At 46.1% G+C, this 20,482-nt stretch carries 16 protein-coding genes; 14 read left to right on the forward strand and 2 right to left on the reverse strand.

Annotated elements, in window-relative coordinates; all coding sequences use genetic code 11:
• The first annotated feature begins 226 nt into the window (after positions 1–226).
• From rodZ to GOU96_RS02805, 8 genes are all read left to right on the forward strand, one after another.
• Complete coding sequence (gene rodZ, locus GOU96_RS02770; RefSeq protein WP_267780756.1) at positions 227–1,309, forward strand: cytoskeleton protein RodZ; 1,083 nt, start codon at positions 227–229, stop codon at positions 1,307–1,309.
• 10 nt (positions 1,310–1,319) lie between these two features.
• Complete coding sequence (gene ispG, locus GOU96_RS02775) at positions 1,320–2,444, forward strand: flavodoxin-dependent (E)-4-hydroxy-3-methylbut-2-enyl-diphosphate synthase (protein ID WP_267780754.1); 1,125 nt, start codon at positions 1,320–1,322, stop codon at positions 2,442–2,444.
• Positions 2,445–2,469: 25 nt separating this feature from the next.
• Positions 2,470–3,738 (forward strand): histidine--tRNA ligase, encoded by a 1,269-nt coding sequence (hisS, locus tag GOU96_RS02780; RefSeq protein ID WP_001140461.1) that lies wholly within the window; start codon positions 2,470–2,472, stop codon positions 3,736–3,738.
• Between the two features lie 36 nt (positions 3,739–3,774).
• Positions 3,775–4,389, forward strand: coding sequence for a YfgM family protein (locus tag GOU96_RS02785; RefSeq protein WP_000424767.1), 615 nt, complete (start codon positions 3,775–3,777; stop codon positions 4,387–4,389).
• A 12-nt stretch (positions 4,390–4,401) separates the two neighbouring features.
• Positions 4,402–5,562 (forward strand): outer membrane protein assembly factor BamB, encoded by a 1,161-nt coding sequence (gene bamB, locus GOU96_RS02790; protein ID WP_113591189.1) that lies wholly within the window; start codon positions 4,402–4,404, stop codon positions 5,560–5,562.
• 192 nt (positions 5,563–5,754) lie between these two features.
• A complete protein-coding gene (gene der / locus GOU96_RS02795; protein WP_000249401.1) occupies positions 5,755–7,239 on the forward strand; it encodes a ribosome biogenesis GTPase Der in 1,485 nt (494 codons plus the stop codon).
• A 53-nt stretch (positions 7,240–7,292) separates the two neighbouring features.
• A complete protein-coding gene (locus GOU96_RS02800) occupies positions 7,293–8,174 on the forward strand; it encodes an alanyl-tRNA editing protein (RefSeq protein WP_162811367.1) in 882 nt (293 codons plus the stop codon).
• Positions 8,175–8,481: 307 nt separating this feature from the next.
• Entirely contained in the window at positions 8,482–8,715 is a 234-nt protein-coding gene (locus GOU96_RS02805; RefSeq protein ID WP_000369855.1) for a zinc ribbon domain-containing protein, read from the forward strand.
• On the opposite strand, the gene xseA is transcribed toward GOU96_RS02805, so the two are convergent.
• Entirely contained in the window at positions 8,696–10,036 is a 1,341-nt protein-coding gene (xseA, locus tag GOU96_RS02810) for an exodeoxyribonuclease VII large subunit (protein WP_095482247.1), read from the reverse strand. The two genes, GOU96_RS02805 and xseA, sit on opposite strands and share 20 nt — an antisense overlap.
• A gap of 207 nt (positions 10,037–10,243) precedes the next feature.
• Here xseA and guaB point away from each other — a divergent pair, with 207 nt between their 5' ends.
• From guaB to GOU96_RS02825, 3 genes are all read left to right on the forward strand, one after another.
• A complete protein-coding gene (gene guaB, locus GOU96_RS02815; protein ID WP_000944162.1) occupies positions 10,244–11,707 on the forward strand; it encodes an IMP dehydrogenase in 1,464 nt (487 codons plus the stop codon).
• A 106-nt stretch (positions 11,708–11,813) separates the two neighbouring features.
• On the forward strand, positions 11,814–13,367 hold the full coding sequence (gene guaA, locus GOU96_RS02820) for a glutamine-hydrolyzing GMP synthase (protein ID WP_042987952.1): 1,554 nt from the start codon (positions 11,814–11,816) through the stop codon (positions 13,365–13,367).
• Between the two features lie 327 nt (positions 13,368–13,694).
• The gene (locus GOU96_RS02825) at positions 13,695–15,371 is read left to right on the forward strand and encodes a GMC oxidoreductase (RefSeq protein ID WP_001156195.1); all 1,677 of its coding nucleotides are present in this window, start codon (positions 13,695–13,697) and stop codon (positions 15,369–15,371) included.
• Positions 15,372–15,558: 187 nt separating this feature from the next.
• On the opposite strand, the gene GOU96_RS02830 is transcribed toward GOU96_RS02825, so the two are convergent.
• Positions 15,559–16,323, reverse strand: coding sequence for an N-acetylmuramoyl-L-alanine amidase (locus GOU96_RS02830; RefSeq protein ID WP_042987954.1), 765 nt, complete (start codon positions 16,321–16,323; stop codon positions 15,559–15,561).
• A gap of 396 nt (positions 16,324–16,719) precedes the next feature.
• Here GOU96_RS02830 and GOU96_RS02835 point away from each other — a divergent pair, with 396 nt between their 5' ends.
• The 3 genes from GOU96_RS02835 (at position 16,720) to vibB (ending at position 20,400) form a co-directional block, all read left to right on the forward strand.
• The gene (locus GOU96_RS02835) at positions 16,720–18,423 is read left to right on the forward strand and encodes a chitinase (RefSeq protein WP_258501774.1); all 1,704 of its coding nucleotides are present in this window, start codon (positions 16,720–16,722) and stop codon (positions 18,421–18,423) included.
• 190 nt (positions 18,424–18,613) lie between these two features.
• On the forward strand, positions 18,614–19,207 hold the full coding sequence (locus tag GOU96_RS02840) for an acetate uptake transporter (RefSeq protein ID WP_119773369.1): 594 nt from the start codon (positions 18,614–18,616) through the stop codon (positions 19,205–19,207).
• Positions 19,208–19,518: 311 nt separating this feature from the next.
• Positions 19,519–20,400: a vibriobactin biosynthesis bifunctional isochorismatase/aryl carrier protein VibB gene (vibB, locus tag GOU96_RS02845; RefSeq protein WP_000997092.1), complete on the forward strand. Its 882-nt coding sequence runs from the start codon at positions 19,519–19,521 to the stop codon at positions 20,398–20,400.
• Positions 20,401–20,482: the final 82 nt, after the last annotated feature.

The following is a 20,482-nucleotide window of genomic DNA, read 5'->3' on the forward strand; positions in this document are numbered from 1 at the left end:
AAAGAAAAACCTTGAGCTAACTGTGATTTATTGGCCATTTCTTTATTGTTTAGTCAACAATATCTATTAGAATGAGGCAAATTTCTCAAACTTGATTTGAGCTATACCCAAGCGACGCGCTAACCGATTGCACCGATTAAGCCAAGTTGTTCCATTACTACCTATAATCAAAAATAAAAGTGAATGGCCCAGCGGCTTAGTCCTGACTAAGAGATTGAAATTACGGATGAATACTGAACAGCAAGATTACAACCAAACTGAGACGACCGAGCAAGTAAATCAACCTGCTATCGAGAAAGTTGCTCCCGGCACTTTACTCAAGCAAAAACGTGAAGATTTGGGGCTGACTCAGCGCCAAATCGCTGACCGCCTCAGATTACGCCTTTCTATTATCCAAAGCATTGAAGAGAACCGTTTTGAAGATGGTCAAGTCGCCACTTTTACTCGCGGTTATTTGCGTTCGTATGCCAAAGCGGTGGGTATTCGTGAATCTGAGATCTTGTGTGCTTTTGATGACAGCTATTGCCAAAAGCCAGAACTGCAGCCGGATATGAAAAGCTTCTCGAAAAAGACCAAGCGTCAGTTGCACGACAGCCGAATCATGCTGATCACTTGGGTGATCTTAGCGGTTATCGTCGGCATGTCGACCTTGTGGTGGTGGCAAAATAGCCAGAAGAACAGCTTAATCCCGGATAAAACAACCATTGCGCCGAGTGCTATTTCGGATATTCAGTCTAGCAATGACACCAGTCTTGCCAATGAAGACTTCGCAACCGTTCCTCCACTCAATGAGCTACAAGATGCGGCGCCAGCCAGTGAAGAGGCACCGATGAGACAAGAGTCTCTTTCTGGTGAGGCCAGTGAATTGACTCCGCCAGCACCGAATGAAGCTGATGTGGTGACAGATAAACCTGTGGTTGAAGAAACGGCGGCGGCACCAGTAGCACCTGCTCAGCTTCAAGGACAAACTCCAGTTCAGTCTCAAGCTCCAGCGGCAGCTGCGCCTGTGACTCAAACTGAAGCGGCGCCTAGTGCACCTAGTCAACCTGTAAGCTCTTCCACTGAGAGCGCTTCCGCGCTGCTGGTGATGAATTTTTCTGCCGATTGCTGGATTCAAGTCAAAGATGCTACTGGCAAAACACTGTCAACGGGTGTGAAAAAAGCAGGGCAGAGTGTGAGTTTGAGTGGCCAGCGCCCTTATAAATTGGTGTTGGGTGCACCAGAAGGCGTTTCAATCACATTAGCGAGTGAACCCGTCGACCTTTCTGGGTATACTTCCGGCAAAGTAGCAAGATTGACCTTACCTTAGAAAAATGTCTATGCAACATGAGTCTCCTATCAAACGTCGCCCCTCGACACGTATCTATGTGGGCGACGTTCCTATTGGTGATGGTGCGCCCATCGCCGTACAGTCAATGACCAACACCCGAACCACTGACGTGGCTGCCACAGTTGCGCAGATCAAGTCTTTGGAAAAAGTGGGGGCGGACATTGTGCGTGTTTCGGTTCCGACTATGGAAGCTGCCGAAGCGTTCAAACTGATCAAACAACAAGTCTCTGTGCCTTTAGTGGCCGATATCCACTTCGATTATCGTATTGCGCTAAAAGTGGCGGAATACGGTGTGGATTGTCTACGCATCAACCCGGGCAATATCGGTAACGAAGCGCGGATCCGCTCAGTGGTGGATTGCGCGCGCGATAAAGGCATTCCGATTCGAATCGGGGTGAATGGCGGCTCGCTAGAAAAAGAACTGCAACTGAAATACGGTGAACCGACGCCAGAAGCCTTAGTGGAATCGGCGATGCGTCATGTGGATATTTTAGATCGCCTCAACTTTGATCAGTTCAAAGTCAGCGTAAAAGCCTCTGATGTTTTCCTCGCGGTAGACTCCTATCGATTGCTGGCGAAAAAGATTGATCAGCCTCTGCATCTTGGCATTACTGAAGCGGGTGGCGCGCGTGCTGGTTCAGTTAAGTCAGCTGTAGGCCTAGGTATGCTGCTTGCGGAAGGTATTGGCGATACGCTGCGTATTTCGCTGGCGGCCGATCCGGTAGAAGAGATCAAAGTTGGTTTTGATATTTTAAAATCGCTGCGCATTCGTTCGCGTGGCATTAACTTTATTGCATGCCCAAGCTGTTCACGTCAGGAGTTTGATGTGATTGGTACTGTGAATGCCCTTGAGCAGCGTCTAGAAGACGTGCTGACACCAATGGATGTGTCAATCATTGGCTGCGTGGTGAATGGTCCAGGTGAAGCGGAAGTTTCTCATTTAGGATTAGCGGGCAGTAATAAGAAAAGTGCGTTCTATGAAGATGGCGTGCGTCAAAAAGAGCGATTTGATAACGATGATCTCGTCGCTCAACTGGAAGCGCGAATTCGCGCTAAAGCGGCACGATTAGATGAAAAAAATCGCATCGATATCAAACAAGTAGAGCAAGATTAATCTCAACGATATAACGGTAAGAATTGTGGCAAAAACTATTCAAGCAATCCGAGGCATGAACGATTGTCTCCCAACCCAGTCTCCACTTTGGCAAAAAGTGGAAGGCGTGGTGAAAAATGTAATCAGCGCTTACGGTTACAGTGAAGTTCGTATGCCAATCGTTGAGATGACTCATCTATTTAGCCGCGCCATCGGTGAAGTGACCGATGTGGTGGAAAAAGAGATGTACACCTTTGAAGATCGCAACGGTGATAGCTTAACACTGCGCCCTGAAGGTACGGCGGGCTGTGTGCGCTCTGGTATCGAAAATGGTTTGCTGTACAACCAAGAGCAACGTTTGTGGTACATGGGACCAATGTTCCGTCACGAACGTCCGCAAAAAGGTCGTTACCGTCAATTCCATCAGTGTGGTGTTGAAGTGTTTGGTCTAGATGGCCCCGATGTCGACGCTGAACTGATCATGATGACGGCACGTCTGTGGCGCGAATTGGGTATTGCACAACATGTGCGTTTAGAGCTCAACTCGATTGGCTCTCTAGAAGCTCGCGCTAATTATCGCACCGCTTTGATTGACTATCTTGAGCAGTACCAAAACGTGCTGGATGAAGATTGCAAGCGCCGCATGTACACCAACCCGTTGCGTGTGCTCGATTCGAAGAATCCTGATGTACAAGCGATTTTAGGTGATGCCCCTCAGCTCTCTGATTATCTCGATGCTGAATCAAAACAACATTTTGCTGGCTTGTGTGAACTTCTGGATGCGGCGGGTATCGAATACACGGTAAACCAACGTTTAGTTCGCGGCCTTGATTATTACAACCGCACGGTTTTTGAGTGGATCACCGAAAGTCTGGGATCGCAAGGTACCGTTTGTGGCGGCGGCCGCTATGATGGCTTGGTTGAGCAATTGGGCGGTAAACCAACCCCTGCGGTAGGTTTCGCTATGGGCCTAGAGCGTTTAGTGCTGATGATGGAAACACTCGGTAATACGGATGTCCGTCGCAGCGTAGATGTGTATATGGTGACTGCAGGTGAAGGCACCATGATGGCGGGAATGAAGCTTGCGGAACAGTTACGTGAGCAAGTGCCCGGCCTACGTGTGATGACTCACTTCGGTGGCGGCAATTTTAAAAAGCAATTTAAACGCGCGGATAAAGTGGGCGCGGCGATTGCCTTGGTTTTGGGTGAAGATGAAGTGGCAGCCCAAACCGTTGTGGTAAAAGATTTGGCGGGAGGCGAGCAGAATACTGTTGCCCAAGCTGAAGTAGCTAAACTACTGGCACATTTAGCCTAATTCTCCTGCAGCACGTTTTAAATAAGAGGACAGGAAGTGGAACTCTACGATACTGAAGAACAACAAGTTGAAGCGATCAAAGATTGGTGGAAAGAGAACGGCAAAGCGGTGATCTTTGGCGCGGTAATTGGCCTTGGTGGCCTATTTGGTTGGCGCTACTACCAAGACTCTGTGGTTGCTGCGCAAGAAGCGGCATCGCAAAGCTACAGCAAAGCGATGGATGCATTGCAGGCAAAAGGCATTGAATCAGAAGGCACTATCCAAACTTTTATTGATGCCAATAAAGAGACCGAATACGCAGTTTTGGCTGCAATGCAGTTAGCCAAAGCTCAAGTGGACGCGGGTCAACTGGATGAAGCGTTAGCGCAATTGGAGTGGGCAAAAGGAGCAACCAAGGATGCTGCACTGAAACCTTTGCTGACATTCCGTGTTGCTCGCTTACAGGCTGAGCAAGGCCAATTTGATGACGCATTAACTCAGCTAACCAGCATTCAAGAGAAATCTTGGGCTGGCCGAGTGGCAGAGCTGCGCGGTGATATCTTGATGCGTAAAGGGGATAGTGCAGCTGCTTATGCCGCTTACACCGAAGCGCAACAGGCAGAGGATGCTAGCCAAACTCTGCAAATGAAACTGGATGATCTCGCGAAGTAAGGGCACTCCCTGATGAAGAAGCTGTTCAATCAAGTGCTGGTCGCTGCGGGTGTGTTAGCTCTGCTCGCGGGTTGTGCTAGTGAAGAAGAAAACGTCATTATGGCGCCGTTGCCTGTCGTCAAAAGCGAATTTACGCCGAAAACGCTGTGGAGCGCTTCGGTGGGCGATGGTGTTGGGCACTATTTCTCAAAACTGGCTCCTGATTATGCTTACGACAAAGTCTTCGTGGCGAGTCGAGATGGGGTAGTAAAAGCACTTGATCCGCAAAACGGTAAAGTGATTTGGAGCACGGATCTTGAGATTGAAGGCTCGGCACGCTTGTCCGGTGGTATTACCGCAGCGTTTGGTAAATTATTCATTGGTAGCGAAAATGGCGTAGTCAATGCTTTAGACGCAGAGACCGGCGAACCGCTATGGGCTTCAGCGATTGAAGGCGAAGTGTTAGCCGCCCCCGCGGCAGATAACAACATCGTTATCGTGAACACCAGCCGTGGTGCTCTGATTGCGCTTAACCAAGAAGATGGGGCGCAGAAATGGACGATCAGTACGGAAGTGCCTAACCTCACGCTGCGCGGTGATAGCCGTCCAACAGCGGTTGCGGGTGGTGTATTTTGGGGGACCCCAAGTGGTCGTCTAGCGGCGGCAATTGCTGAACGTGGTCAACTGATTTGGCAACAACCTGTCGGTCAGCCAAAAGGTGCAACCGAGATTGATCGCCTTGTCGATGTGGATGCCTCCCCATTGGTCATCGGTGGCACGTTGTTTACGGTTGGATTTAACGGGCAATTGATCGCGATCGATTTACGTTCAGGCCAGCCAATCTGGAAACGCAATTACTCGTCAGCCACCGACATGGCGACGGATGGTAGCCGTCTTTATCTGGTTACCGATAAAGATCATCTGGTAGCGGTCGATACCCGCAGCGGTACCGAGCTTTGGAGTAATACTCAGTTAGAGCATCGTTTGCTCACTGCGCCAAAAATGATTGATGATTATTTGGTGGTCGGTGACGCGGAAGGTTATCTGCACTGGATTGATCGCAATAGCGGGGAATTTATTGCCCAGCAACTGGTTAATGACAGCGGCTTTGCAGTGGGTCCGCTCGCGCTGAATGACGGTTACGTCATCGTGACTCGTAATGGCCAGATAAAGAAGCTGACGATTCAACAGTAAATTGTGATATGATTCACACGCGGCTCCTGGCTGGAAACAGTTAGGAGCCGTTTTATTGCCAGTGGCATCAGATTGATGGAGAGAAACTGACCATCATAATGATGATAATGAAAGTGGTTATAGGTAAAAATTTAGCGCTTGTGACAGAGTGTTTACCTATAACTACATAAATGAAAGTTTGTAGAGGTTGTTATGGTACCTGTTGTTGCTCTTGTTGGGCGTCCAAACGTCGGTAAATCGACGCTGTTTAATCGACTCACTCGCACACGGGACGCATTAGTCGCGGATTTTCCCGGCTTAACGCGTGATCGCAAATACGGTCAAGCTAAGTTGGGTGAGCACGAATTTATCGTGATCGATACCGGCGGTATCGATGGCTCTGAAGAAGGCGTTGAGACCAAAATGGCACAGCAATCGCTCGCTGCGATTGACGAAGCTGATGTGGTGCTGTTTATGGTGGATGGCCGCGCGGGTCTGACGGTTGCAGATGAAGCGATTGCTCAGCATCTGCGCCGTATTGAAAAGCCAGCAATTTTGGTTGTGAACAAAGTGGATGGTATCGATGCGGATGCCGCTTCGGCGGAGTTCTGGCAACTCGGTATGGATCAGATGTACCAAATCGCCGCCGCGCATGGCCGTGGTGTGGGCGCATTGATTGACCGTGCGCTGAATCCGTTTGCTGAGCAAATGGAATCTGAGCAAGCTCAACTTGAAGATCTGACCAACGAAGAAGATCCAGAAGAAGAGCAGCTAGAGTACAGCGAAGAAGAAGCGGAAGCCGAATACAAGCGCCTGCAAGACTTGCCGATTAAACTCGCGATCATAGGTCGTCCAAACGTGGGTAAATCAACACTGACTAACCGCATTCTGGGTGAAGAGCGAGTAGTGGTTTACGATATGCCGGGAACCACGCGTGACTCTATCTACATCCCAATGAAACGTGATGAGCGTGAATATGTATTGATTGATACTGCGGGCGTGCGTCGCCGTAAGCGTATCAATGAAACCGTTGAGAAGTTCTCGGTAGTCAAAACCTTACAAGCGATTGAAGATGCTAACGTGGTATTGTTGGTGGTCGATGCGCGTGAGAACATCTCAGATCAAGATCTTAGCCTGCTTGGTTTTGCTCTAAATTCTGGCCGCTCCATCGTGATTGCGGTGAATAAATGGGATGGTTTGAGTCTTGACGTCAAAGAACACGTGAAGAAAGAGCTAGACCGTCGACTGGGTTTCGTTGATTTTGCACGCATCCACTTTATTTCTGCACTGCATGGCACAGGTGTCGGTCACTTGTTTGAATCGGTGCAAGAAGCGTATCGCTCTGCAACCACGCGTGTGGGAACGTCTGTACTGACTCGTATTATGAAAATGGCCACCGATGATCACCAGCCGCCTATGGTGCGTGGGCGTCGTGTGAAACTGAAATATGCACACGCGGGTGGTTACAACCCACCGATCATCGTTATCCACGGTAACCAAGTCAACGAGCTGCCAGATTCATACAAACGTTATTTGATGAACTATTACCGTAAATCGCTAGAAATCATGGGTACACCAATTCGTATCCAGTTCCAAAATAGCGAAAACCCATTTGAAGGTAAGACGAATAAAATGACCCTCTCACAAGAGCGACAACGTAAGCGATTGATGAGCATGGTGAAAAACCGCAGAAAATAATTTATAAAGCCCAAGTTTACTTGGGCTTTTTTGTCTCTGAAGGAGAGAGATGCATGACCTATTGCGCAACAGAAGTCACCTTTCCACAAGGAATTACGTCACTAGAGACTCAAGTGATGTTGCTTCAGACTCATCAAAATGGAATGGATATTGTCACCTACAGTACGCCTTTTCACCCTGTCAGTCATATTTGGCCCGATCATCCTGCTGACCGTGGAATCTTAATTTGGCAAGGTAGTGAGTATGCCGTCACTGACTGTGTCGTGGGGGCGATTGAACAAGCCTCGGGTCATTTGTACGTTGGAAATGATATCCCCGTAAAACGTGAAGAGAGCGGCTGGCTCTTTGTGGTCGTTCATCGTCTTGGCGAAGTCATAGCCGCATGCCAAGTGGGCGATAAGGTTCAGTTGCAAGTCGATACCCAATATCAAGCAAGTTTAAGCCGAGGTCATAGCGCAGGGCATTTAGCTTATTTAGCGCTCAATAAAGTCTTAGCACAGGGGTATTGGCGTAAAGATGCAGAGCGTAAAGACCCGCAGGGTTATTTTGACTTCAACAGCTATGCCCAAATCTCAAGTGATGTTACTCCTGATTGTTCAACCGATGTCTATCGTTTGGGGAAAACACTGCGTAAGCGCGGTTTAAATAGTGATGATGTGCTGAGAGATTTAAGTTTTATAGAACAAAAGACTAATGAACAGCTTGCGCAGTGGCTAGCTTTAGCCAGCCCAATTCGTCTTGAGTGCACGGGCTCAACCTTGACCGATTCACGTTATTGGGAATGTGACTTACATGAAGCCAATATCGCACGAATTCCTTGTGGAGGCACACACTGCAAGGGTTTAACCGCCTTTCAGTCGATCCAAGTGACACTGAAACAAGTCGATGAACAGCATATTGAGGCAGTCACTTGCGCGCAGCCCTCAGAATTTTAGTGATCTTTTCACTATATTCTGTCTTAAGTCTTAAATGGTTTTGTTTTTAGATTTTTATTCTTTTTAAAATTGAAATGCAGAATATGTAACTTATGCTTTCGGTGGGTGGTTATATAAAAGTTCTTTTCATGGCAGATCGCTGATCAAAACCTTTTGAGCAGAAGATCCGGTTAGGATCCTGCTTAAAAGAGTATCAGTTATTGGTTAATTAAGTCGCATCGATCTGAGTAGGCGTGATAAAGATCATGGCGTCGGATCCCATCTCGATGAATTATGTGACACAACGCAAAATGATAAGGAGAGTGCTATGGACAACCCATGTCCAACATGTGGCCAAGAATTAGAATGGACAGGTCAGTACCACTGCAGCGCTTGTACGGTAGATTACCGTAAAGTCGGATTTTGCCCTGAGTGTGGCAGTGAATTAGAAAAGCTACAGGCTTGTGGTGCGGCGAATTATTTCTGTAATCAGTGTAATGAGCTGAAATCGAAATCCAAAATCCGTTTTGTCTTCCAACCGCTTAACGGGAATTCACAGTAGAGAGAATCTCACCATCCATTAACTGGGTGACTAAAGTGTCACCCGGTTTCACTTGCGCGCTTTGGCGCACTAACTCACCTTGTGTGGTACGTGTCACCGAATAGCCACGGGCTAAGGTTGCAAGAGGGCTGACCGCATCCAACTTTTCACTCAACAAAGCGAGTTGATGGCGTGATTGGATCAAATAGCGTTGGATCGACTGAGTTATTCGCTGCTCTTGTTGGATCAGATTAAAACGCTGCTGGCGGATCAAGTGAATGGGCGAATGGAGCTCGATCTTATGGCTTAAGCGATCCCTGCGTTGCTGCTGAGTTGCCAGACGTTGCTGTATCTTTTGCTCAAGACGTAAGCTGAGTTCATCAAGTTGCTGCTGCTGGCGCTCTAAACGAGCTTGAGGATGCTGTTTATCAAGCTTGTGTTGTAAACGGGCAAATTGCGTATCTTGCTGCGCCAAATAATGGCGCATGGCACTAGCCAGTTTGGCTTGCCATTGATGGAGTGCTTGCTGTTTATGGCGATGATCACGGCTGACCAATTCCGCCGCTGCAGAGGGGGTAGGGGCACGCACATCGGCGACAAAGTCAGCGATCGTCACATCGATTTCATGGCCTACTGCACTGATAATTGGGATTTCACTCGCAGCGATAGTACGTGCCACGATTTCATGGTTAAAACACCACAAATCTTCCAAAGAGCCACCACCACGACCGACTATCAACACATCGCACTCGGCGCGTGTATTCGCACGACCAATCGCTTGGGCGATTTGAATAGCTGCCTCTTCACCTTGTACGAGAGTGGGGTAGATCACTACAGGCAGATTCGGGTCACGGCGCTTAAGCACGTGCAAAATATCGTGCAAAGCCGCGCCAGTCCGTGAGGTGATAATCCCCACGCAGCGTGGATTTTCCGGCAATGGTTTTTTACGTGTCTGAGCAAACAAACCTTCGGCGGCGAGCTGCATCTTCAGTTGTTCAAACTGCTGCTGCAGACGGCCATCCCCTTCCGGTTGCATGCTTTCAAGAATAATTTGGTAGTCACCGCGCGGTTCGTAAAGAGAAAGTCGAGCTTTGACTAATACTTGCTGACCATTTTGCGGTTTGAAATTCACCAGACGGTTATTGCCTTTGAACATGGCGCATTTAACCTGCGCTTGGCTGTCTTTTAAAGTGAGATACCAATGACCAGAGACGGGAGCGGAGAAGTTGGAAATTTCACCCACCAACCAGACGATCCCCATTTCATTTTCCAGTAATAAACGAACTTCAGAATTTAAACGGGAAACAGTGTAGATATTTCGATTGGCGAGAGAAGAAGACAACGCTGATTCCTCAGACGTGGGTATGGAAATTAGCCTCAATATAATACATATCAAGGGGTGAAATGCAAATAAAAAATGAAAAAATGTGTAGTCAACCGATTGCCTCGGGCGTATAATCCGTCCGCAATATCAAATATAAATCCCTTTGTTACGCGAAACGATGAAGTGGATTTCCGTTGTTAACACTCCTGTTGTGAGATATTGCACATGCTACGAATCGCAAAAGAAGCTCTAACCTTTGACGATGTTTTACTCGTCCCTGCTCATTCCACCGTTCTTCCAAACACTGCCGATCTTCGCACTCGGTTAACCAAAAATATTGCGCTGAACATCCCTATGATTTCTGCGTCTATGGATACTGTTACGGAAGCACGTCTTGCGATCGCTCTGGCTCAAGAAGGCGGCATTGGCTTTATTCACAAGAATATGTCGATTGAACAGCAAGCGGCTCAAGTTCACCAAGTGAAAATCTTTGAAGCGGGTGTGGTTACTCACCCTGTCACTGTCCGTCCAGAACAAACCATTGCTGATGTTATGGAACTTACCCATTACCACGGTTTTGCGGGTTTCCCTGTTGTCACTGAAAACAATGAACTGGTTGGTATTATCACTGGCCGTGACGTTCGTTTCGTTACTGATCTCACCAAATCCGTGGCTGCTGTGATGACGCCAAAAGAGCGCCTTGCGACAGTCAAAGAAGGTGCAACGGGTGCAGAAGTGCAAGAAAAAATGCACAAAGCGCGTGTTGAAAAAATTCTGGTGGTGAATGATGAGTTCCAACTCAAGGGCATGATCACCGCGAAAGATTTCCATAAAGCCGAAAGCAAGCCTAATGCGTGTAAAGATGAGCAAGGCCGTCTGCGTGTGGGTGCCGCTGTCGGTGCAGCACCGGGTAACGAAGAGCGTGTTAAAGCGCTGGTTGAAGCCGGGGTTGACGTTCTACTGATCGACTCTTCTCATGGCCACTCCGAAGGGGTTTTACAGCGTATTCGCGAAACTCGCGCAGCTTATCCACACCTTGAAATCATCGGTGGTAACGTGGCGACAGCTGAAGGTGCGCGCGCACTTATTGAAGCGGGCGTAAGCGCAGTGAAAGTCGGTATCGGTCCTGGCTCAATCTGTACCACGCGCATTGTCACAGGCGTGGGCGTTCCACAAATTACTGCTATTGCTGATGCAGCGGGTGTGGCTAACGAGTACGGTATTCCTGTTATTGCTGATGGCGGTATTCGTTTCTCTGGCGACATTTCGAAAGCGATTGCGGCGGGTGCTTCTTGCGTTATGGTTGGCTCAATGTTTGCTGGTACTGAAGAAGCCCCAGGTGAAGTGATCCTTTACCAAGGCCGCTCTTACAAAGCCTACCGTGGAATGGGTTCACTGGGTGCGATGTCAAAAGGTTCATCAGATCGTTACTTCCAAACCGATAACGCGGCAGACAAGCTGGTTCCAGAAGGCATCGAAGGTCGTATCGCTTATAAAGGCCATCTGAAAGAGATCATCCATCAACAAATGGGCGGCCTACGCTCTTGTATGGGGCTGACTGGCTCAGCCACAGTAGAAGATCTGCGTACTAAAGCTCAATTTGTACGCATTTCTGGTGCGGGTATGAAAGAGTCTCACGTACATGACGTGCAGATCACCAAAGAAGCACCAAACTACCGTCTGGGCTAAGCGTAAACGTTTGCTTAAATGCTTGATGAGTGAATGTGAGGCGAGTAGACTCGCCTCCGTTGAAGAATCCCCCGTATTAATACTCGGCTGATAAGACTGCTAAACAATGACTAAGAATATTCATGACCAACGAATTCTGATCCTCGATTTCGGATCTCAATATACCCAGCTAGTAGCCCGTCGCGTGCGCGAAATCGGTGTTTACTGTGAGCTGTGGAGCTGGGATGTAGAAGAGGCAGACATTCGCGAATTCAATCCGGACGGCATTATTCTTTCGGGTGGCCCTGAAAGCGTGACCGAAGCTAATTCACCACGTGCCCCGCAATATGTGTTTGACAGTGGTGTGCCTGTCTTTGGTGTTTGCTACGGCATGCAGACCATGGCTGAGCAGTTAGGAGGCCGTGTTGCGACTTCTAATGAGCGTGAATTTGGTTATGCTCAGGTAAAAATTTCTGGCGAATCGGCGCTATTTAAAGATCTCGATCTCACGCAAGACGTTTGGATGAGCCACGGTGACAAAGTGGTCGAAATCCCAGCGGATTTCGTGAAAATCGGTGAGACCGATACCTGCCCATACGCTGCGATGGCCAATGAAGAGAAGAAATACTACGGCGTGCAGTTCCACCCCGAAGTGACACACACCAAAAACGGTTTACAGATGCTGGAGAACTTTGTTTTGGGCGTGTGTGGCTGTGAGCGTCTGTGGACGTCTGAATCCATCATCGAAGATGCGGTTGCGCGCATCAAAGAACAAGTGGGTGACGATGAAGTGATCCTTGGTCTTTCTGGCGGCGTGGATTCTTCTGTGGTTGCCATGCTGGTACACCGTGCGATTGGAAGTAAGCTCACTTGTGTGTTTGTGGATAACGGGCTACTTCGTTTAAACGAAGGCGAGCAAGTGATGGAGATGTTTGGTGATAAATTTGGCCTCAACATCATTAAAGTCGATGCAGAAGAGCGCTTCCTAAAAGCGCTAGAAGGCATTGATGAGCCTGAAGCAAAACGCAAAACCATCGGCCGTGTGTTTGTTGAAGTATTTGATGAAGAATCGAAAAAACTCAGCAACGCAAAATGGTTGGCGCAAGGCACCATCTATCCAGATGTGATTGAATCTGCCGCTTCAAAAACCGGTAAAGCGCATGTGATCAAATCGCACCACAACGTGGGCGGTTTGCCGGATGACATGAAAATGGGCTTGGTTGAGCCACTGCGTGAACTGTTTAAAGATGAAGTGCGCAAGATTGGCCTTGAGCTTGGTTTACCTTACAACATGCTTTACCGCCACCCATTCCCAGGCCCTGGCCTTGGTGTACGTGTACTGGGTGAAGTGAAGAAAGAGTACTGTGATTTACTGCGCCGTGCAGATGCAATCTTTATTGAAGAGCTGCACGCAGCGGATCTGTACAACAAAGTTTCTCAAGCCTTTACTGTGTTCTTGCCAGTGCGTTCAGTTGGTGTCATGGGCGATGGCCGTAAGTACGATTGGGTTGTGTCATTGCGCGCCGTCGAAACCATCGACTTTATGACCGCACATTGGGCGCATCTACCTTATGAGTTCTTGGGTAAAGTTTCCAACCGCATTATCAACGAAGTGAATGGCATTTCTCGCGTAGTGTATGACATCTCAGGTAAGCCACCAGCGACCATTGAGTGGGAATAATGCTCCTTTAAGAAGGGGCTGGCACTAACAGGCACTAAATCATATCTAAGTCCGCGTAATTGCGGACTTTTTTATGCAGTAATTGTTATTGTTTTGAGGTTTTTTATATTCAAACTAACCAATTGGTTTGGAGTTTGAATTTTTTATTAACTTACTAATGAATTTCTTAAGTTTCTTAATCTTGCGTTTACTTTGTTTTTTCTATGCATGTAATACTTATTGTGCATTGTTGAATTTTTATTGATTTTCCAATGTGTATATAAATTTAGTATTTTACTTCCTATGATGAGAAATTTTTGTTTACCAATAAATCAGATGGTGAAAGACATGCAGGAAATAAATAGACGTACATTTGTTAAATCCATAATCTATATGTCTGTGGCTACAGCTTTAGCTCCATATTCTCCAAAGTCTAATGCTACAGCAATAAATAAGATATTGGATTTTAATATATTAATACCAGAGTTATTCAATCCACCTCCTAGACTTCATTACCATTATCCAGTGATTATTATCGGTAGTGGATTTGGAGGAGCAGTGAGCGCTCTAAGGTTAGGGGAAGCTGGTATTCAAACAGCGATTCTTGAGCGAGGTAACCGTTGGCCTTTAAGTAAACAACGTAAAATATTTGCTCATGATATGTTGGCAGATGGCAGGATGTTTTGGCATCGCACTTCAACAACGTTTCCGGCTTTAACTTATAGACTGCCATTTTTTAATGTAATTGACTCACGTAGTATAGATAAGTTTTGTGGTGTCCTAGATATCATTGATCGTGAAGGAGAAAATTATAAAGGTGGTTCAGATATATTATTGGGAACTGCAGTCGGTGGAGGTTCTGTTATCTATACTGGCGTAAAAGCAATCCCAAAAGAAAAATATTTCGAACGCCTTTTTCCATCAGAAATATCTTATCAAGAAATGATTGATATCTATTACCCTAGAGTTCAGTCCATTCTCCATTACAGTTATATGCCAGATGATATATATTATAGTCCGTCTTTCAAACATTCACGTGATTGGGATAATGAGGCCGTTAAAGCCGGGTATAAGCCTTATAAAATTGATGGAAATTGGAATTGGGATATTATTAGAGAAGAAATGAATGGTCATTCACTTCCATCAGCTACTATAGGTTTGACTAACTTTGGTAATAGTAATGGGTGTAAGAATAGTCTAGATCAGAATTATATTCCTATGGCAGAAGCGACCGGAAATGTAACAGTTCATCATAATCATCAAGTGAATGAAATTCGCCAAAATGGTGATATTTATGAGATCGATGTAGTTGAGTTAGATCCCTATGGTAAGGTAATTAAAGAAAAAGTCGTCACTTGTGACAAACTCATTATGGCGGCTGGAGCATATCATACACCAAGAATATTAGTACGGGCCAAAGCGAAAGGTTTTCTCTCAGATCTAAACGAATACGTTGGCAAAAACTGGGGAGACAATGGGAATCGCATGGCATTTCGTCAATCTTGGTTTGGATTACCTCAAGGACTTCCACAAGGTTCTCCTTCTGCATCGGCAATCTATGTTACTCAAGACGGAAAAAGTCCGGTGATCGCTGAGAATTGGGCGAACGCAGCGATTGCTGATGTTGGGGTATCTATGACGCTAGCTGTTACTGCTGATTTCAAGAATCGTGGTTATTTTTATTATGATGCTGATAAAGATGATGCAGTATTGCATTACCCGAAATCTTTGGAAGCTGATGCTACGAATGCTGTGAGAGCTGTTAACAACACGATGGCAAGAGTAAATTGGCAGCGTCTCGGCGCTCCAGGCTTTGATGATGTTATTTTCACGGGGGCTCATCCTGTTGGCGGTATGGAGATAGGTAAAGCGACGGATCTTTACGGGCGAGTGAAAAATGTATCAGGTCTATATGTGATGGATGGTTCGTTACTTCCTGGAAATACAGGAGGAGCAAATCCATCTCTTACGATTGCAGCTCTTGCCGAGAGAAATATTGAGCGAATTATTCAAGATGATTTTTAAATAAACATTTTTATATAAAAAATTAAACGGAGATAGAATAAGATTCTATCTCCGTTTAATTTAAAGACGCTTGCATTTCATTTATGTCGATTTAATTTACGGTCTTGTCAGTGATTTTTCTGTGTTTATTCCTTCTCGCACTTACTTGTTAATAATAAAATGAGAGAATGGTCTATATATTATTTGCCTAGGATTTGTATTTATCAACAAGAGAGTAAAGAATTGCTACTGTTTCTACATCAACATTTCCTGAATAATTCTCCGGTCGAAAGTGTAACTGGAACGATCGAATCAATTGTTGGTACACTTGATTATCCTCTGCTTTGGTTGTGTCATAACCATAAGTTTTTAGTTTTTCGAGGATATCATTTTTATTGGGAAGATTTTTTTTAAATTGCTTACAATACTTGATTTTACTTTCTTCGTCATACCAAGCTCCAACTCCTGATAAATGGAGTTCTTTCCAAGGAAAGAGAGCCCCAGGATCACTTTTTCTACCAGGTGATACATCACTATGACCTATGATATTTGTTGGTGAAATATCAGGATAACGTTGTAGAATATTAATGGCGAGTAATTTCAATGCTGCGATCTGTTGTGGATGATAAGGTAAAAAAGTTATTACCCCATTGTCGTCTCTTGCTTGATTCACGAGCTCGATACCTAAAGAGGTGTCATTTAAATTACTTCTACCAGACCAAGCGCTTACACCTGCATGCCAAGCTCTATCATTTTCATTGACTAAGTTGAAAATTCGCAGATCTTTAAATCCAGAATCTATATAGGTAGCATCAGTTGGATCTGGGATAAGGTAATGTGCACTAACTGCATTACTGGTTAATGCTTTAACTGATTCACTAAAATTTAAAGCAGTATAATGAAATATTAAAAATCGAGTGCGTTGGTTAAATCCACTTATAGAACGGTAACTATTGTAATCTATATTAAACATAGTGTTTCCTTAATCTTGTTAATTTGATTAAGTCTTAATTATCAAATGCTTTTGTCTTGTTTGGTTGGTTTTTTGTTGTATTTTTGTCAGGTTTTATTTTCTTGTTAGAATTTTTTATGAGAGAAAATTACTTTTCTATACTAACTGGTTAAAAGTTATTTTACGCTGTGCTTTTATGGGGATGCTACTCTATAAAAATGACTTGTTTTATAGACATCAAGATGTTTACATTTTTCTTTTATATTGTTATTTTTGTTTAAAAGTTATATGTGTTTTTTATATATAATTTGGAAACGCCTCGCAAATTTGTTTTTTTTCTTATTTTTTACTATTAAATTAGTTGTCAATAAGCCTACTCTCAAATGGATTTCCAAGTTGAGAGAGGAACTTTTATCCATGTTTAAACTCAAACATACCGCATGGTGGGTGGCCATGGCGTGTGCATTGCCTGCGCAAGCGGCGATGAATATTCAGCCTGATCCACAAAATCCTGGAGGATATTTGGTGGCTAAAGCGGATATTGCCGCAGCAGAGCAAGCCAAAACCGCCAATCCTATGTATGCCATTTGGTCAAATGCCTTAGCGACCCGCGCCAATGCGATTGTCGATGCGATCGAGCCGGGACTGGCGACAAACCCTGATAACGTGAAACGGGTTGAACGCGTATTTCCTGAGTCTGAGTGGAATTTCCTCACTCACATGGCGGCGCCTGAATACACTTATACCCGTTTCTTGCGTGCGATTGGCAAATTCCCGGCATTTTGTGCGGAGTATACCGATGGCCGCAATTCTGACGCGATTTGTAAAAAATCGATCGTGACCGCTTTTGCTCACTTTGCTCAGGAAACTGGTGGACACATCGCGAAGGACAACATTTCTGATAACCCATTAGCGCTGGAAGAGTGGCAACAAGCGCTGGTGCATGTGCGTGAAATGGGCTGGTCTGAAGGTCAAGAAGGTTATACCACTGGGTGTGGTCAAAATGACTGGCAGAACAGGAAGTGGCCTTGTGCTACTGGGCAAGGTTACTTTGGCCGTGGAGCAAAACAGCTTTCTTACCACTTTAACTACGGCGCTTTCTCCGAGGCTATGTTTGATGGTGATGCAAAAGTATTGTTGAACAACCCCGGTTTAGTGGCTGATTCGTGGTTGAACCTTGCGTCTGCAATCTGGTTCTTCCTCACGCCACAGGCACCGAAACCTGCCATGTTGCATGTGATTGATCGTACTTGGGTGCCTTCACAGCGTGAAATTGATGCAGGGATTGGTTACGGTTTCGGCACCACGATCAATATTATCAATGGTGGTATTGAGTGCGGGGAGCAAAACAAAGATAAAGGGCAGCCGGTTAACCGTATTCGTTATTGGGAAGGCTTAGCGGCGCATTATCAAATCCCTATTGAAGCTGATGAAAAGAATACCTGCTGGCAGCAACTGCCTTACGGCAGCCTTAACCTCAATGGTGCGACCGATGTGCTTTACACCAACTGGGATGGTAACTGGAAATATTACCCAGATCGTCCGGGTGGCTACTCATTTGAATGTGAGTTGGTGGGGTTCCAAACCGCGTATTCTGCTTTGGTGGAAGGGGATTATGAGAAGTGTGTGACTAACCTGTATGGTTCACATGCGAGCTGGCCAAAAGTTCGTGTAGTGGAAAAACTTGATCCATTACCTACCGATCCGACAGATCCACCCGTAGGTGGTGCCCCTGCGTGGGAAGCGGGTAAGGTTTATAACTCAGGTGACAAGGTGAGTTATAAAGGTGCGGTTTACCAAGCTAAATGGTGGACACAAGGTGATGAACCTTCTAAAGGCGGGCCTTGGGCGTTAGTTTCTGGTGAGCCAACACCACCAACTGAGCCAACGCCAAGCGAGCCAGTACCTCCCACTGAACCTGTACCACCATCGGAGCCAACACCAGTGCCGCCAACAGAGCCAGCCCCTACGGATGCCATTGTGTGGCAACCTGGAGTCACTAAGGTCTCGAATGGCGATAAAGTGACCTATAACGGCCAATGCTTTATTGCTAAGAACAGCCCAGGTGTTTGGGAGTCACCCACTCAATCTAACTGGTTCTGGGATAAAGTCTCCTGCTAAGTTTTTGTATTAAAAGTTTTTATTTCATCGCTCAACTTAGGTTGGGCGATTTTTTACTCGCATCTGTAACTAACTGTTTCAACAATCTAAGTTTCCAATAAGATCTTTTTTCTTTTATCTGCCTGTTAATTAAAATCCGCGCGTAATTTTTACAAACATTTTTGAATTCACACTCTGAAGGTAAGTTCACATGTCAACTAAGCTAGCCAACCCAGCACCACTCGGTCTGATGGGTTTCGGTATGACCACCATTCTGCTTAATATCCATAACGCAGGTTTTTTCCCAATCGACTCAATGATTCTGGCGATGGGTATTTTTTACGGCGGTCTGAGTCAAGTTATCGTCGGCATCATGTGCTTTAAACGTGGTGACACCTTCGGTACAACGGCATTTACTTCTTACGGTCTGTTCTGGCTGACGCTGGTTGGTTTGATCGTAATGCCACACATGGGACTGCCTGCAAGCCCTGCGCCTTTCATGGGGTGGTACTTGGCTCTGTGGGGCATTTTCACTGGCTTTATGTTCATTGGTTCTCTGTGCTACCCAACGGCGAAACAAGTGGTATTTGGTTCTCTGACCATCTTGTTTGCTCTGCTGGCTGCTCGTGATTTCACTGGTAGCGAGCTGATTGGTACTATCGCAGGTTTTGAAGGCATCTTCTGTGGCGCGAGCGCTATCTACTTCGCTATGGCACAAGTACTCAATAATGAATACGGCCGTGTTGTTCTGCCAATCGGCGAAAAACGTGTGCAGCCACTGAAAGCGCAAGAGCTTGCTGCATAAGTCAAACATTTGGGAACATGTAAAGGGTTAGCCATCGGCTAGCCCTTTTTTATGGGCGATTTTCAACGGAGTGAGGAGAGGGAAGCTCACAACGTTTGGTGCTGATGATCAATGAGAAGCGCCGCCATGAAGTGAAATTGGATTAAATGATAATTGTTATTATTTACATCTGTGAGTGATGTTGTTAGCATCGTTGCATTATTGATCGGCAGAAGATTCGGCCGAATGGCTGCTTCTGCTGCGTCGTGCGATGACATAACAACACTAACAACGCTCAGTTGGCTGAGTATCAATAAGGATGATGTACTTTCATGGCTATTCCTAAAATCGCTTCTTACCCTTTACCCGCATCATTACCGACCAATAAAGTCGATTGGCGCATTGATGCATCGCGGGCGGTACTGCTTATCCATGATATGCAGGAGTACTTTGTACACTATTTTGACTCGCAGGCAGAACCCATCCCCAGTTTAATCAAGCATATACAACAGCTTAAAGCTCATGCCAAGCAAGCGGGGATCCCGGTGGTCTATACGGCTCAGCCTGCGAATCAAGATCCTGCCGAGCGAGCACTATTGAGCGATTTTTGGGGGCCCGGTTTGAGTGAAGAGACGGCGATCATTGCGCCTCTTGCTCCAGAATCAGGTGATGTTCAGCTCACCAAATGGCGTTATAGCGCGTTTAAAAAGTCGCCGTTATTGGATTGGCTGCGTGAAACAGGGCGGGATCAGTTAATCATTACGGGTGTCTATGCGCACATTGGCATTCTCTCGACTGCGTTGGATGCCTTTATGTTCGATATTCAGCCTTTTGTGATTGGGGATGGCGTGGCAGATTTCTCGCTCAGTGATCACGAATTCAGTCTGCGTTATATCAGTGGTCGTACTGGTGCGGTCAAATCCACTCAACAAGCGTGTTTAGAGATTGCAGCCCAACACTCAAAGCTTACTGGCTTAAGCTTGCGAACCATGCAACACGATGTGGCCGCTGCGCTCAATCTGAGTGTGGATGAAGTGGATGTGCAGGAGAACCTCCTGTTTCTCGGTTTAGATTCGATTCGTGCGATTCAGTTGCTGGAAAAATGGAAAGCCCAAGGTGCTGATATTAGCTTTGCTCAACTGATGGAGCATGTCACTTTGCAGCAGTGGTGGCAGACCATTCAAGCCAATTTACATCAACCTTGCTCTGCGTGATTGAACGAGTTCCCTTCCTGCTTAACACACGGATTCTAAGTAGGAAGGGAACCGCTTATTCAAGGATTCCCTCTACTCACTC

It is taken from the genome of Vibrio sp. R-1 (assembly GCF_035615595.1).
Lineage (GTDB): Bacteria > Pseudomonadota > Gammaproteobacteria > Enterobacterales > Vibrionaceae > Vibrio > Vibrio cholerae.